A 14,785-nucleotide genomic window follows, 5' to 3' on the forward strand; every position below is an offset into this window, starting at 1 on the left:
CTGCCATGCGCGTGCAACAACTGATCCTGAACAGCCATGCGGACTTCGATGCCGCCCTGGCGCCCCTGGCCGCCATGGCGCCCGACCTGGTGCTGGTCTTCGGCGCCTGCCCCTACTTTGCCACGCCCGGCCTGACGGCGGCGCTGCAGCGCCAGTTGCCGGGCGCCGTCGTCGCCGGCTGCTCCACGGCCGGCGAGATCGCCGGCAAGCGCGTCTACGACGACAGCTGCGTCATCACCGCCATTTGCTTTGCCCGCACCACGGTGGCGATTGCCGACGCCATCATCTGCGACATGGCGGACTCGCGCGATGCGGGCGAGCGCCTGGCGCAGGCCTTGCCGCAGGACGGCCTGGCGGCCGTCTTCATGCTGGGCACGGGCGTGGCCATCAACGGCAGCGCCCTGATCGCCGGGCTGCAGGCGAACCTGCCGCCCGGCGTGACGGTGTCGGGCGGGCTGGCGGCGGACGGCGGCGCCTTCCGCCAGACCTGGACCCTGGGCCCGCGCGGCGCGGCCGACAATACCATCGTCGCCGTCGGCCTGTACGGCGAACATATCCGCCTCGGCTACGGCAGCCATGCGGGCTGGGAAGCGTTCGGCCCCGCGCGCAAGGTGACGCGCTGCGTCGACAACGTGCTGTATGGCCTGGACGGCGCGCGGGCGCTGGACATCTACAAGCTGTACCTGGGCGACCATGCGCGCGGCCTGCCCGGCTCGGGGCTGCTGTTCCCGTTTGAAATGCTCTCGGCCGCGCATGAAAAAAGCAATGTCTTCCGCACCATCCTCGCCGTCGACGAGGAACAGGGTTCGCTGACCCTGGCCGGCGACATCCTCGCCGACGGCTACCTGAAATTGATGCATTCCAGTACCAACCGGCTGATCGACGGGGCCGAGACGGCCGCGCGCGGCGTCGTGCCCCATGCCGATGCGCAGGGCGACCAGCTGACCCTGCTGGTCAGCTGCGTGGGACGCAAACTGGTGATGGGCGACCGGGTCGAGGAAGAGGTCGAAGCGGTGGCCGACCAGCTGGGCGGCGCGGCCTGCATCGCCGGTTTTTACTCGAACGGCGAAATCGGCATCGCCCAGCCGCACGGCGCGTGCCAGTTGCACAACCAGACGATGACCGTCACCGTCCTGAGCGAAGCATGAACCGCACCCTGGCACGCCAATTGAACCGCGTCTGCGGCATCGACTCGGAAAGCGCCTGCGCCGCCTTGCTGGAACAGGCCCAGGCACTGAGCGGGCAAGCGGGCACGCCGCCCGAACTGGCCGGTTTCCTGGCCGGCTTGCCGGCCCTGCTGCAGCGCATCGACGGCGCCTACGAACAGTCCGAACGCGACCTGGACTTGCGCTCGCGCAGCCTGGAACTGAGTTCGAATGAGCTGAGCCTGACGAATGACTTGCTGCGCACGGAACTGGCCAGCCGCAACCGCGTGATCCAGTCGCTGCGCGTGGCGGCCGTGCGCCTGCTCGACAACGACGATTCCGGCCTGCGCCTGCCGCAGGAAAGCGATATCGAGGGCCTGTCGGTGCTGCTGGCCGAGCTGGTGTCGCAGCAGGAACTGCGCCGCATCGAATTGCAGAACCAGCGCTTCGCGATGGACCAGCACGCCATTGTCAGCATCACCGACACGGCCGGCGTCATCATCTACGTCAACGACAAGTTCTGCGCCATCAGCGGCTTCGCGCGCGAAGAGCTGATCGGCCAGACGCACCGCCTGATCACTTCGCACACGCATGCGGACGCCTTCTTTGCGCAGATGTGGCAAACCATTACCGCCGGCCAGGTCTGGCACGGCGAAATCTGCAACCACGCCAAGGATGGCGGCCAATACTGGGTGGACGCCACCATCGTGCCCTTCCTCGATGCGGCCGGCAAGCCCTATCAGTACATCGCCATCCGCACGGAAATCAGCGACAGCAAGCGCATGGCCGAGACCATCGCGAAAAGCGAGCGCGAATACCGCAACGTCGTCAACAGCCTCAACGAGGTGGTCTTCCGCACGGATCTGCAGGGCGCCTGGACCTTCCTCAATCCCGCCTGGCACACCATCACGGGGTTTTCCATCGCCGGCAGCCTGGGCAAGAGCGTGCTGCAATTCGTCGATGCGCGCGACCGCGAGCGCGCCGCCGACGGCCTGTCCCAGCTGCTGGGCGGCCAGGTGGACAGCATGCGCCATGAGGCGCGCTATGTCACCAGCGACGGCGACGTGCGGTGGATCGACGTGTGCGCGCGCGCCGAACGCGATGGCCAGGGGCGGCTGGCGGGCGTCACCGGCAGCCTGACCGACATCACGGAGCGGCGCCAGGCGGCGCGCGAGCTGCGGCACAACCTCAACTTCGTCGACGCGCTGATCGAGACCATCCCCATCCCGCTGTACCTGAAGGACGTGCAGGGCCGCTACCTGCGCGCCAACCGCGCCTTTTGCGCGTTCTTCCAGCTCGACCAGGCGCGCATCGCGGGCCTAACGGTGGCCGACATCCTGCCGCGGCAGGAGGCGCAGCAAGTGCTGCGGCACGACCTGGCGCTGCTGCAGGACCGGGGCAACCAGACGTACGAAGACCGGCTGACCGTCGGCACGCGCCAGGTCGATGTCCTGTTCAGCAAGGCGGCCCTGCTGAAGTCCGACGGCAGCCTGCACGGCCTGGTCGGCACCATCGTCGACATTTCCAGTCAAAAGGCGGCCGAGCGCGCCCTGCTGCTGGCCAAGGAAGTGGCCGAATCGGCCAGCCGCTCGAAGAGCGAATTCCTGGCCAACATGAGCCACGAGATCCGCACGCCGATGAACGGCATCCTGGGCATGACGGACCTGGTGCTCGATTCCGACCTCGATGGCCACCAGCGCAAGTACCTGGAAATCGTCAAGGCCTCGGCCGACGCCCTGCTGTGCATCATCAACGACATCCTCGATTTCTCGAAGATCGAGGCGGGCATGCTGACCCTGGAAAGCGTCCCCTTCGACCTGCGCCAGCTGTTGCAGGAAACCTTGCGCGCGCACGCCATGCGGGCGCAGGCCAGCGGCCTGGAACTGGTGCTCGACGTCGATCCCGCGCTGCCGCACACGCTGCTCGGCGACCCGGGCCGCCTGCGCCAGGTGCTGACCAACCTGGCCGGCAACGCCATCAAGTTCACGCCGCAAGGCGAGGTGGTCGTCAGCGCCCGGCTGCGCGCCAGCGGCGCAGGCATGGCCAGCCTGCGCCTGTGCGTGCGCGACACCGGCATCGGCATCGCCGCCGACATGCGGGAGGCCGTCTTCGACGCCTTCCAGCAGGAGGACGGTTCGACCACGCGGCGCTTCGGCGGCACGGGACTGGGCCTGTCGATCACGCGCCGCCTGGTGACGATGATGAAGGGCAGCATCGGCCTGTCGAGCGCACTGGGCAAGGGCAGCTGCTTCAGCGTGGACCTGGACCTGCCCATCGGCGAGCAGCAGCCCTTGCCGCCGCCCGGCGCCACGCTGGCGGGACGCGCCATCCTGCTGGTCGACGACAACCCCAGCAGCCTGACCATCCTGCGCCGGATCTTCGGGCACAGCGGCGCCATGGTCACCGCCTGCGAGTCCGGCGAGGCGGCGCTGGAGCACTGCCGCGGCGCCTTGCCGGCCGACTGCATCATCTTGGACTACGCCATGCCCGGCATGAATGGCTTCGACACGGCAGCGGCGCTGGCCGCCCTGCCCCACTGGAGCCAGGTGCCCATCGTCATGCTGTCGTCCTGCGGCAGCCTGGGCGACGCGGCGCGCTGCCGTGAACTGGGCATCGGCGGCTACCTGCTCAAGCCCGCCAGTCCCGAGGAACTGCTGGCCACCACCACGAGCGTGCTGGGCACGTGCCGCGGCATGCCCGGCGCGGCACCCGCCGCCATGCGCCACGCCGCGCGCGAAGGCATGCCCGGCCTGGACATCCTGCTGGTCGAGGACAATGCCATGAACCGCGAACTGGCCACCGTGCTGCTGTCGAATGCGGGCCACCGGGTCACGCATGCGGCGAACGGCCGCATCGCCCTCGATTGCCAGGCGGCCCGCCATTTCGACCTGATCCTGATGGACCTGCAGATGCCGGAAATGGGCGGTTTCGACGCCACCGCGCAGATACGCGCGCGCGAAGCGCAGGGCATGCCGAGAAGCGTCATCATCGCCATGACGGCCAGCGCCTTCGAGGGCGACCGCGAACGCTGCATCGCCGGCGGCATGGACGACTACCTGTCCAAGCCGTTCCGCACGGCCGCCTTCCAGAGCCTCATCGAGCGGCATGTGCGACGAATCGGCAAGCAGACGCCGGCGGCGGACAGCCTGCCCGGCTCCCGCTTCGACTACGCAGCAGCGCTGGCCCAGGCCGACGCCGACGTGATCGGCATCATCGGCGCATCGTTCCTGGCCGGCTTGCCGGCGCAGCTGGCGGCGCTGCGCGCGGCCCTGCAGTCGGGCGACCGGCCCACCGCGAGCCGCCAGGCGCATACCCTGGCCGGCTTGCTGGCCAACTTCCGTGCCGTACCGGCCGTCGCCATCGCCGCCGCCATCGAGCGCGAAGCGGCCGAGGCGCCGCAGGACGCGTTGCTGGCGCGGCTCGATGCGCTGGACGAGCAATTGCGGCTGTTTGTGCAGGAAACGGGCGCGGCCATCCAGGCGGCAAGCCACATGCTGCACGCATCCGGGCAAACTTGATATAGATCATAATTTTTTGAACAAGCTCTTGCTATCCTGTAAAAAAATAACGGGAGCCCTGGATGAGCAAGACGCAGCCGAGCGAGGCGCAGCACAAAGTGGAACATGAGCGCCTGGGCAGCGCCTGGCAAGGCGTGCCGGCGCACGACTATCCGGAAAGCGCGCCGGAAGGCGCCACCCTGGACCTGCTGCTGAACGCCTGGCTGGGCAAGTTCACGGGCGGCATTTCACCGGCTGCGCTGGGCAACGCCTATGCCGACTGGCTCAGCCATCTGGCGCTGGCGCCATCGAAGCAGCAAGCCTTGCTGCAGGAAGCGTGGAAAAAGATCGGCCGCTGGCAGCAGTACGCCGTGCAGGCTGCGCTGCCGGGTGCGCCCTCCGGGCCGCCGTGCATCGCGCCGCTGCCGCAGGACCGGCGCTTCGAGGACGCGGCCTGGCAGCGCTGGCCTTACAACCTGGTCTATCAGGGCTTCCTGTTGCAGCAGCAATGGTGGCACCGCGCCACCACGGGCGTGCGCGGCGTCGCGCCGCACCACGAGGATGTCGTCACATTCACCGTGCGCCAGTGGCTCGACATGCTGGCGCCGTCGAACTTCCTGCTGACCAATCCCGTGGTGCAGCAGGCCACCCTGGAAAGCGGCGGCGCCAACCTGGCGCGCGGCATGGCCCACGCGGCCGAGGACTGGCAGCGCGCCGCCATGGGCGCGCATGCGCCCGACCAGCGCACCTATCAGGTGGGCGTGAACGTGGCCGTCACGCCGGGCAAGGTGGTCTACCGCAACGACTTGATCGAATTGATCCAGTACGCCCCCGCGACCGCCAAGGTGCATGCCACGCCGCTGCTGTTCGTGCCCGCCTGGATCATGAAGTTCTATATTCTCGACCTGTCGCAGCACAATTCGCTGGTGCGCTACCTGGTGGAGCAAGGGCATACGGTGTTCATGATTTCCTGGAAAAACCCGCAGGAAGAAGACCGCGAGCTGTCGCTGGAAGACTACCGCCAGCTGGGCGTGATGGAGGCGCTCGACGCCATTGCCCGCCTCACGGGCGCGCCGCAGGTGCACGCGGCCGGCTACTGCCTGGGCGGCACCCTGCTGGCGATCGCCGCCGCCAGCATGGCGCGCGACGGCGATATGCGCCTGGCCAGCCTCACCATGCTCGCCTCGCAAGTGGACTTCAAGGAGCCGGGCGAACTGTCGCTGTTCATCGACGAGAGCCAGGTGAGTTTCCTGGAAGCGGCCATGTGGAAGCAGGGTTATCTCGATACCAAGCAGATGGCGGGCGCTTTCCAGCTGCTGCGCTCGAACGACCTGATCTGGTCGCGCCGCCTGCGCCACTACCTGCTGGGACTCGACGAGCAGGACAGCGACCTGATGGCCTGGAATGCGGACGCCACGCGCATGCCCTGCCGCATGCACTCGGAATACCTGCGCCGTCTGTTCCTGCACAACGACCTGGCCGAAGGGCGCTACCGCACGGCGGGCCGCCACATCGCCCTGCCCGACATCAAGGCGCCCATCTTCGCCGTCGGCACCCTGACGGACCACGTGGCGCCGTGGCGCTCCGTGTACAAGCTGCAGCTGCTGACCGACACGGACGTCACCTTCCTGCTCACCTCGGGCGGCCACAACGCGGGCGTGGTCTCGCCGCCGGGCCAGCCGCGCCGCAGCTACCAGCTGGCCACGCACCGCCACGACGCGCCCTACGTCGACGCGGACAGCTGGCAGCGCGACGTGCCGCACCACGATGGTTCGTGGTGGCCCGCCTGGCAAGCCTGGCTGGCCCGGCGCCCAGGCGAGCCGGTGGCGCCGCCGGCCATGGGACCCGCCCTGGGCGACGCGCCGGGCAGCTACGTGCTGCAGACCTGAGAACCGACAACCGACAACCGAGGAAAACGCCATGCCCTACACTACCCTGCTGGTCCACGTCGACAATTCCCGCCACTGCGCCCAGCGCATCCGCCTGGCCGTGCGCCTGGCCGTCGCCGAGGGCGCGCACCTGATCGGTTCGGCCATGAGCGGCATTTCGCGCTATGCGTATGGCGGCGGCGTCAACGCGCTGCAGTTTGCGCCGGCGCAGATGCAGGCGCTGCGCACCCAGGCCAGCGAAGCCTTGCACGACTTCGAGCGCATCGCCCGCGAAGAAGGCCTGGGCACCTACGAAACGCGCTTCGTCGACGACGACGCGCAAGGCGCGCTGCTGCTGCAGGCGCGCTATTGCGACTTGCTGATCCTGGGCCAGACGGATGCGCAGGACACGCCGTCGCGCGTCATCGCCGGCACGGCCGAATACCTGATGCTCCATTGCGGCCGGCCCGTGCTGATGGTGCCGCACGCGCCTTGCGCCGCGCCAGCGGCCATCGCGCAGCATCCGCTGCTGGCCTGGAACGGCAGCGCCGAAGCGCTGCGCGCCATCACCGATGCGCTGCCGCTGCTGCAAAGGGCGCGGCAGGTGACCCTGGCCGTCGTCAATTCGCACGCCCAGCCGGCCGCGCACGGCGAGCAGCCGGGCGCCGACCTGGCCCTGTACCTGGCGCGCCATGGCGTCAACGTCGAGGTGCTGCAGCACGACACGCCGCCGGGCCAGGACGTGGGCGCGGCCCTGCTGGCCATGGCGGCCCAGCGGCAGTGCGACCTGGTCGTGATGGGCTGCTACGGCCACATGCGCCTGCGCGAAGCGCTGCTGGGCGGCGTCACGCGCACGGTGCTGCAGGACATGACCTTGCCGGTGCTGGTGTCGCACTAGCGCCGCCGGGCGGGCCTTCAGCCTTCCTTCAGCGGCTCCTCATCCGCGCTTCATGCGCGGCGCCGATACTGCTCATGCCCCCAACCACACAGGAGTACAGCATGAGCAACACCCCCGACGCCGGCACGCATTGCCACGCCCGCCGCCGGCTGCTGCTGGGCACAGCCGCGTTGGCCGCCCTGGCCGCCTGCGGCGGCGGCAGCGTGCCGCACGGCGCCCGCGCGACGGACCGGCAGATCGCCGTCGCCCCCGGCGTCAGCCTGCATGTGCGCGACTGGCCACCGGCGCAAGGCGGTGCCGATGCCGATGCCGATGCCGATGCCGACGTGATCGTGCTGCTGGCCGGTCTGGGCGGCAACGCCTACGCGTTCGACAGCCTGGCGCCCGCGCTGGCGCGCCGCCACCGCGTGCTCGCCATCACCCGGCGCGGCTACGGTTCCTCCGGCAAGCCGCTGCCGGTGAATGACGCCAACGATATGACGTATGCGCCCGCCACCCTGGTGGCCGACCTGCTGGCCGTGCTCGACGCCCTGCACGTCGGGCGCATCATCCTGGCCGGCCATTCCGTCGCCGGCAACGAGGTGACGCTGTTCGCCGGCAGCCACCCGCAGCGCGTGCGGGGACTCGTCTACCTGGACACGACCTTCGATTATCTGGCCAGCGGCGGCTATGAGGAGCCTGAAGCCACGCCCTACGACGAACCGCCGCCTGGTCCGGACGACCTGGCATCGCTTGCCGCCTCGATCGCGTATGCCAGGCGGATCAACAAGCAATGGTGGCCGGCCCTGGAAGCGAACTGGCGCGACGCCCTGGAAGTGCTGCCCAGCGGCGCCGTGCGGCCGAATACCCCGCCCGCCGTCGCCAGGGCCATGGACATGGCCGCGCACAATTTTTCGCCCGACTACCGCCGCGTGCGCGCGCCGGCCCTCGTCATCACCGTCGATCCCGGCACCTTGCGCAACCTGTTCCCATGGCTGTTGCAGGCCGACCCCGCCACCCAGGCCCGCGCGCAAGCGGTGCTGGACGATTTCCGCACGCTGCGCCTGGCCGACGGCGACCACCTGGCCGCCGCCCTGCCCGGCAGCAGCCACCTGCTCATCCGCAACGGCTTTCACAGCGATTTCTTCATCGAATACGAAACGGCCGTGGCAGGCGCCATCGAAGCCATGCGCTGGGACAGATGACGCACCGCTGGCAAGGCAGGCGGGCGGGCGGAGAAGGTCTACAATGGATGTGCATCCCCCCACCATGTCCCTTTGCCACAAGGAGTATCCGCATGAGCCAGCCAGCCACCATCGTCCTCGTCCACGGTTTCTGGGGCGGCGCCGCCCACTGGAGCCGCGTCATCCTCGAATTGCGCCGCCAGGGCCACACGGCCATCCGCGCCGTCGAACTGCCGTTGACGTCGCTGGCCGACGACGCCGAGCGCACGCGCAAGATGGTGGCGCAGGTGAATGGCCCGGTATTGCTGGTGGGACACTCCTATGGCGGCGCCGTCATCAGCGTGGCCGGCAATGCGCCGAATGTGGTGGGCCTCGTGTACATCGCCGCCTTCGCTCCTGACGCCGGCGAAAGTCCGGGCAGCATCACGCAGGAACACCCGCCCCTGGGCGCGGCCAATCTGGAAGGCGACAGCGACGGCTATCTGTGGGTCAAGCCCGAGCAATACCATGACAGCTTTTGCCAGGACCTCGACGCGGAAGAAGGCGCCGTGCTGGGCGTGGTGCAGAAGGCGCCGCTGGCCGGCACCTTCGGCGACACCGTCAGCGACCCGGCCTGGAAGCATAAGCCCAGCTGGTACCAGATTTCCAGCGCCGACCGCATGATTTCCCCCGTCAATCAGGAGCGCATGGCGGCACGCCTGCAAGCGCGGAAGGTCATCACGCTCAACGCCAGCCATGCGTCGCTGGCCTCGCGTCCCGTGGAGGTGGCGGCGCTGATCCTGGAGGCGGCCAGCGCGCTGGCGCAGGCATAGGCGGCGCGGGCAAAAAAAAGGCTCCTGAAAACCAGGAGCCTTGTGGCGTCGGACAGGCAAGGTGGTCCGCACCGGCGGCTCTGGGGTGCAGCGCCGGCCGGACCGCTGTCCACGCCAAGGAGGTTCAGCCACCTGCCGTCAAGCGCATTCACCGGGACAGTTTCATCGTAGCAGCTGATTGCGCGGCAAAACTCTCCAATATTTGCATGCCGGCCATCCGCCGCCGCTACAGCCAGCCTTCGCGCTTCAGGCGCCGGTGCAGCCAGCAGCAGCCGGCGATGATGACGACGATCACGGCCGGATAGCTGCCGCGCCACTTCAGCTCCGGCATGAATTCGAAGTTCATGCCGTACAGGCTGAAGACCATGGTGGGCACGGCCAGGATGGCGGCCCAGGCGGCCAGGCGCTTGACGACCTCGTTCTGGCGGATCGAAATTTGCCCCAGCGCCACCTGCATGGCCGAATTGACCAGCTCGCGCATCTGCCCCGCCGTGTGCGTGACCCGTTTGACGTGGTCGAGAATGTCGCGGTAATAGATACGGTTTTCCTTGGGCACGATATCGCCATGGAAACGGATCAGCTGCGTGCAGATGTCGTGCAGGGGGTTGACGGCCGCATCGAGTTTCAGCAGCTCCGTCTTGAGCTGGTAGAAATCCTGCAGCTTGTCTTCGTTCAGGCTGGGCTTGAACAGCTGCAGCTCATAGTGCTGGAAGCGGGCCTGCAAATGGTCGATGCAGGGCTGGTACTGGTCGACGATGAAGTCGATGATGGAATACAGCACGTAGCCGGGACCGCTGGCCAGTTTCTCGGGCACGCTTTCCTTGCGCTCGCGCAACTTCGCATAGCCGGCCGAGGGGCCGTGACGCACCGTGATGATGAAGCGGGGGCCGAGAAAGACGTGGGTTTCGCCGTAGGCGATGGCGTCGCCGTCCAGGGTGGCCGTGTGCATCACCATGAACAGGGTGTCGCCGTACTCTTCCAGCTTGGGCCGCTCGTGCGCGCCCTGCGCATCCTCGACGGCCAGTTCGTGCAGGCCGAAGGCCGCTTGCAGGGCCTGCATGGCCGTGGCGTCGGGGCTGGCCAGGCCGATCCAGACGAAACAATCGGCGTCGCCGAGAAAGTCGCCCACCTTGTCGATATGGAAATGGGCGATCTTCCTGCCGTCGCGATATGCTTCGCAATTGACGACGGCGGCGTGGGTACTGAGGTCCATGGTGATTTTCGGCTGATGGCGGCAATATCGGGTCGCCAGTATAGCGGAAATGACCTGACAGCCATGCCAACTGAGCCAGCGCATTGACATTCAGGCACGTCAATGTAAAATGAGAACCATTCGCATTTAAGAAGAGCCTGCATGCGCCAGCGGCACGGGACTTCCGCGCCAACTGGAGTGTGCCGTGACGTATGCCGTATCCCCTGCCGCCGATCCCTTAGCTCAGATATATGGCCAGCACCATCCCTGGCTGCTGCGCTGGCTGCGCGGCAAATTATCCTGCACCGATCATGCGGCCGACCTGGCGCAGGATACCTTCGTCAAGCTGCTGGCCACGCCCGGCGAACGCGCCGCCACCCTGCGCGAACCGCGCGCCTACCTGACCACCGTGGCACGCCGCCTGCTGATCGACCACTACCGCCGCCAGTCGCTGGAACAGGCATGGCTGGCCACCCTGGCGCAGCTGCCCGCGCCCGCCGCGCCATCGGCGGAAGAACGCTTGCTGATCCTGGAAACCCTGCACCAGATCGATGCCATGCTCGACGGCCTGGGCGCGAAGGTGCGCACGGCCTTTTTGCTGTCGCAGCTCGAAGGCATGGCGTATGCGGACATCGCCGCGCGCCTGCACGTGAGCGAGCGCACCGTCAAGCGCTACATGGTGCAGGCGTTCGAACAATGTATTTTGTTGCTGGCCTGACATGGGCACGGCTCTCGATGCGCGCGCCGCGCGCGAGGCGGCGCACTGGATGATGCGCCTGCAAGGCGGTGAACTCAACGCTGCGGCGCAGCAGGGCCTGGCCCGCTGGCGCGCCGCCCACCCCGACCATGAAACGGCCTGGCAGCGGGCCGAGCAAGTCTGCCGCACCTTCGGCATGCTGCCCCCGCCCCTGGCCATGCCCGTGCTCGACCGTCCGGCCGGCGCGCCGCGCCGCGCCGCCCTGAAAACCCTGGCCCTGCTGATCGCCGCCGGGCCGGCGGGCTGGTCCATGCTGAAAGTGCCGCCGTGGCAGGCATGGACGGCGGACCTGCGCACGGCAACGGGCGAAATCCGCCATCTCGCCTTGCCCGATGGCAGCGCGCTGAGCCTGAACACGGCCAGCGCCGCCGACATCGCTTTCAGCGACGCGCTGCGCCTGCTCCAGCTGCGCGCCGGCGAACTGCACGTGGCGACCCGCCCCGATCCCCTCGGGCGTGCGTTCATCGTACGCACCAGCAACGGCAGCATCCGCGCCCTCGGCACGCGCTTCACGGTGCGCCAGGAAGACAGCCTGTTCGGCGCGCGCAGCCACGTGGCCGTCTCGCAGGGCGCCGTCGAAGTGCGGCCCGCCGAAGGCCGCCCCCTCATCGTGCGGGCGGGCTGGCAAGCCAGCTTCGACGAGGCGGCCGCCAGCGCGCCGCAGCCGCTGGCGCCGCATGCGTCCGCGTGGCTCAAGGGCCTGCTGTACGCGGACGATACGCCGCTGGCCGACGTGCTGGCGCAGCTGAGCCGCTACCGCCACGGCGTGGTGCGCTGCGACCCTGCCGTGGCGCGGCTGCGCGTGTCGGGCGTGTACCAATTACATGATACGGATCAACTATTATCACTATTGCAAGCCTCACTGCCCATCCGCGTGCAGCGCCACAGCCGCTGGTGGATTTCCGTCGAACCCGCATAACTATTTTAAAAAATAATGTCCCTTTCGCGCATGTGCCCCGTCAATCCACACAGGACCAACACATGAACGAAGGGAAACAAGCAATGAAGCATTACCGCAACACCAGCATGACCCTGGCCCTGCTGGGCAGCCTGGCCCTGAGCGCGCCCGCATTCGCCCAGCAGCATCAGCAGGCGCCCGGGCGCCACTACCAGGTGGCGCCCGGCCCCCTGGGCACCGCCCTGTCCGCGTTTGCGGCCGAGGCGGGCGTCAGCATTTCCGGCGCCGCCAGCCTGTACGCGGGCTTGCACAGCCGGGGCTTGAGCGGCAATTACCAGGTGGCCGACGGCTTCGCCCGCCTGCTCGATGGCAGCGGCCTCATTGCCGTCGACCAGGGCGGCGGCAACTACGCCGTGCGCAGGCTGCCGTCCGCCAGCGATGCAACCACCCTGCCCGGCATCGCCGTGCGTGCCACGGCCGAGCGCAGCACCAGCACGGAAGGGACGAATTCGTACACGACGCCGGCCACGGCCAGCGCCACCGGATTGGTGCTGTCCTTGCGCGAGACGCCGCAATCGGTCAGCGTCATCACGCGCCAGCGCATGGATGACCAGGACTTGCTGACGGTGCGCGACGTGCTGCGCAACACGCCCGGCATCGCCGTCAACCAGTTCGACACGGAACGCAGCACCTTTTCCGCGCGCGGTTTCGACGTCGACAATTTCCAGTACGACGGCGTGCCCACCACGTATAAGGTGCAGTATTCGGGCGGCGAATCGGAAATGGATTCGCTGATCTACGACCGCGTGGAAGTGACCCGGGGCGCCACGGGCTTGCTGACGGGCGCCGGCTACCCGTCCGCCTCGATCAACCTGGTGCGCAAGCGGGCCAGCGCCCGGCAGTTCGAGGGGCAATGGTCGCTGGCGGCAGGTTCCTGGAGCGATTACCGTGGCACCGTCGACCTGGCCGCGCCGCTGACCGCGGACGGCTCCGTGCGCGGCAGGATCGCCGGCGCCTGGCAGGACCGCAAGTCGTTTACGAATGGTTATTCCAACCAGCGCCAGCTCGTCTACGCCACCGCCGAGGCGGACCTGGCGCCCGGCACCGTGGCCACGCTGGGCGCCAGCTACCAGAAGAACGACCCGAAAGGCAGCAACTGGGGCGGTTTTCCCCTGTGGTACAGCGACGGCACGCGCACCGATTTCGACCGTTCCGTCACCACGGCGCCCCGCTGGGCCGCCTGGGCCACGGAGCAGACGAACGTGCACGCCACCTTGGAACACGCGCTGGGCCAGGGCTGGAAGGCGCAGGCGCAAGCCATGTACAGCAAGCACACGGAAGACACGCCGCTGCTGTTCCTGGCCGAGCGGCCCGACCGCATCACGGGCCTGGGCATGCTCGGCTACCCGAACCGCTACATCGGCGCGCGCGAGCAGAGCAGCGCCGACCTGAAGCTGTCGGGCCCGTTCTCCCTGGGCGGACGCGAACATGAAGTCATCGTGGGCGCCAATTACACGCTGCAGCACGCCGAGTTCAGCGTCAAGGAAGCGCTCGATCCCGAACCGATCGGCAACTTCCTCGCCTGGGATGGCAACTACCCGCAACCGGCCTGGGGCGAGCCCGTGCTGTCGGAAAAATATACCACCAAGCAATACGGTGCCTACGGCGCGGCGCGCCTGAACCTGGCCGAGAACACCAAACTGATCGTCGGCGGACGCCTGAGCCGCTGGGACAAGGATCGCATCGGCTTTGACGGCAGCGCCCGCTTTTCCTTTGCCAAGAGCAAATTCGTGCCCTACGCGGGCCTGGTGGTCAACCTGAACGACACGTATTCGGCGTATGCCAGCTACACGGACATCTTCCGCCCGCAGGAAAACCAGGACCGCGCGGGCGCCTGGCTGGACCCGCTGACGGGCCAGAGCATGGAAGTGGGCGTGAAGGGGGAACTGGCCGGCGGCCAGGCCAACGGCTCCATCGGCCTCTTCGAAATCAAACAGGACAAGCTGGCCCAGCCCGACGGCGCGCACCGGGTCCCCGGCACCACCACGCAAGCGTATTACGCGGCGCGCGGCGCCACCAGCCGCGGCATCGAGGGGGAATTGTCGGGCCGTCTGGCGCCGGGCTGGAACGTGACGGCCAGCGCCAGCCACTTCCGCGCCAAGGACCGCGACGGGCAAGACATCAACACCCTGTCGCCCCGCTCGACGGCGCGATTGTTCACCACCTGGAAGGTAAGACCCGACCTCACCGTGGGCGGCGGCGTCAACTGGCAAAGCAAGTTCTACTTTGACGACGAGGGCCCGAACGGCAAGGAAAGAGTGACGCAGCAAGCCTACAGCACGGTCAGCCTGATGGCCACCTACCAGCTGTCGCGCCAGCTGACGGCCCAGCTGAACGTGGAAAATGTACTCGACAAGAAATACATCAACATCAATACCTATGCGCAAGGCACGTATGGCGCGCCGCGCAGCGTGCGAGGGACCTTGACGTACCGGTTCTGATACAAGCTGTACCGGCATACAACGCCAGGCGAGCGGTGGCAACGGCTGAAAAAT

The 14,785-nt window shown here is 67.9% G+C and carries 10 protein-coding genes; 9 read left to right on the plus strand and 1 reads right to left on the minus strand.

Annotated features, from left to right (window positions below):
- Nucleotides 1-5: 5 nt before the first annotated feature.
- From AC0V2Y_RS25325 to AC0V2Y_RS25350, 6 genes are all read left to right on the plus strand, one after another.
- The gene (locus AC0V2Y_RS25325) at nucleotides 6-1,148 is read left to right on the plus strand and encodes an FIST signal transduction protein (RefSeq protein ID WP_475414830.1); all 1,143 of its coding nucleotides are present in this window, start codon (nucleotides 6-8) and stop codon (nucleotides 1,146-1,148) included.
- The gene (locus AC0V2Y_RS25330) at nucleotides 1,145-4,663 is read left to right on the plus strand and encodes a PAS domain S-box protein (protein WP_475414829.1); all 3,519 of its coding nucleotides are present in this window, start codon (nucleotides 1,145-1,147) and stop codon (nucleotides 4,661-4,663) included. Before AC0V2Y_RS25325 ends, AC0V2Y_RS25330 begins: the two co-directional genes overlap by 4 nt.
- Nucleotides 4,664-4,725: 62 nt before the next feature.
- Nucleotides 4,726-6,531: a PHA/PHB synthase family protein gene (locus AC0V2Y_RS25335; RefSeq protein ID WP_475414828.1), complete on the plus strand. Its 1,806-nt coding sequence runs from the start codon at nucleotides 4,726-4,728 to the stop codon at nucleotides 6,529-6,531.
- Between the two features lie 31 nt (nucleotides 6,532-6,562).
- Complete coding sequence (locus AC0V2Y_RS25340) at nucleotides 6,563-7,408, plus strand: universal stress protein (RefSeq protein ID WP_475414827.1); 846 nt, start codon at nucleotides 6,563-6,565, stop codon at nucleotides 7,406-7,408.
- Between the two features lie 101 nt (nucleotides 7,409-7,509).
- Nucleotides 7,510-8,592 carry an alpha/beta hydrolase gene (locus AC0V2Y_RS25345; protein WP_475414826.1) on the plus strand — a complete coding sequence of 361 codons (1,083 nt, stop codon included), beginning with the start codon at nucleotides 7,510-7,512 and terminating at the stop codon, nucleotides 8,590-8,592.
- 92 nt (nucleotides 8,593-8,684) lie between these two features.
- Nucleotides 8,685-9,383, plus strand: a complete 699-nt coding sequence (locus AC0V2Y_RS25350) for an alpha/beta hydrolase (RefSeq protein ID WP_475414825.1) — start codon at nucleotides 8,685-8,687, stop codon at nucleotides 9,381-9,383.
- 226 nt (nucleotides 9,384-9,609) lie between these two features.
- Here AC0V2Y_RS25350 and corA read toward each other — a convergent pair whose 3' ends face one another.
- Nucleotides 9,610-10,596 carry a magnesium/cobalt transporter CorA gene (gene corA, locus AC0V2Y_RS25355; RefSeq protein WP_475414824.1) on the minus strand — a complete coding sequence of 329 codons (987 nt, stop codon included), beginning with the start codon at nucleotides 10,594-10,596 and terminating at the stop codon, nucleotides 9,610-9,612.
- 184 nt (nucleotides 10,597-10,780) lie between these two features.
- On the opposite strand from corA, the gene AC0V2Y_RS25360 reads away from it, so the two are divergent.
- The 3 genes from AC0V2Y_RS25360 (at nucleotide 10,781) to AC0V2Y_RS25370 (ending at nucleotide 14,731) form a co-directional block, all read left to right on the plus strand.
- Complete coding sequence (locus tag AC0V2Y_RS25360) at nucleotides 10,781-11,293, plus strand: sigma-70 family RNA polymerase sigma factor (RefSeq protein WP_475414823.1); 513 nt, start codon at nucleotides 10,781-10,783, stop codon at nucleotides 11,291-11,293.
- A gap of 1 nt (nucleotide 11,294) precedes the next feature.
- Nucleotides 11,295-12,251 carry a FecR domain-containing protein gene (locus AC0V2Y_RS25365; protein ID WP_475414822.1) on the plus strand — a complete coding sequence of 319 codons (957 nt, stop codon included), beginning with the start codon at nucleotides 11,295-11,297 and terminating at the stop codon, nucleotides 12,249-12,251.
- A gap of 62 nt (nucleotides 12,252-12,313) precedes the next feature.
- The gene (locus tag AC0V2Y_RS25370) at nucleotides 12,314-14,731 is read left to right on the plus strand and encodes a TonB-dependent siderophore receptor (RefSeq protein WP_475414821.1); all 2,418 of its coding nucleotides are present in this window, start codon (nucleotides 12,314-12,316) and stop codon (nucleotides 14,729-14,731) included.
- The last annotated feature ends 54 nt before the right edge of the window (nucleotides 14,732-14,785 follow it).

It is taken from the genome of Janthinobacterium sp. BHSEK, assembly GCF_056174685.1.

What these genes read in the sequence shown, in the direction of transcription:
- AC0V2Y_RS25340 (WP_475414827.1), top strand. Translation starts at nt 6,563, where the DNA reads ATGCCCTACACTACCCTGCTGGTCCACGTCGACAATTCCCGCCACTGC.
- AC0V2Y_RS25350 (WP_475414825.1), top strand. Translation starts at nt 8,685, where the DNA reads ATGAGCCAGCCAGCCACCATCGTCCTCGTCCACGGTTTCTGGGGCGGC.
- AC0V2Y_RS25330 (WP_475414829.1), top strand. Translation starts at nt 1,145, where the DNA reads ATGAACCGCACCCTGGCACGCCAATTGAACCGCGTCTGCGGCATCGAC.
- corA (WP_475414824.1), bottom strand. Translation starts at nt 10,596, where the DNA reads ATGGACCTCAGTACCCACGCCGCCGTCGTCAATTGCGAAGCATATCGC.
- AC0V2Y_RS25325 (WP_475414830.1), top strand. Translation starts at nt 6, where the DNA reads ATGCGCGTGCAACAACTGATCCTGAACAGCCATGCGGACTTCGATGCC.
- AC0V2Y_RS25345 (WP_475414826.1), top strand. Translation starts at nt 7,510, where the DNA reads ATGAGCAACACCCCCGACGCCGGCACGCATTGCCACGCCCGCCGCCGG.
- AC0V2Y_RS25365 (WP_475414822.1), top strand. Translation starts at nt 11,295, where the DNA reads ATGGGCACGGCTCTCGATGCGCGCGCCGCGCGCGAGGCGGCGCACTGG.
- AC0V2Y_RS25370 (WP_475414821.1), top strand. Translation starts at nt 12,314, where the DNA reads ATGAACGAAGGGAAACAAGCAATGAAGCATTACCGCAACACCAGCATG.
- AC0V2Y_RS25335 (WP_475414828.1), top strand. Translation starts at nt 4,726, where the DNA reads ATGAGCAAGACGCAGCCGAGCGAGGCGCAGCACAAAGTGGAACATGAG.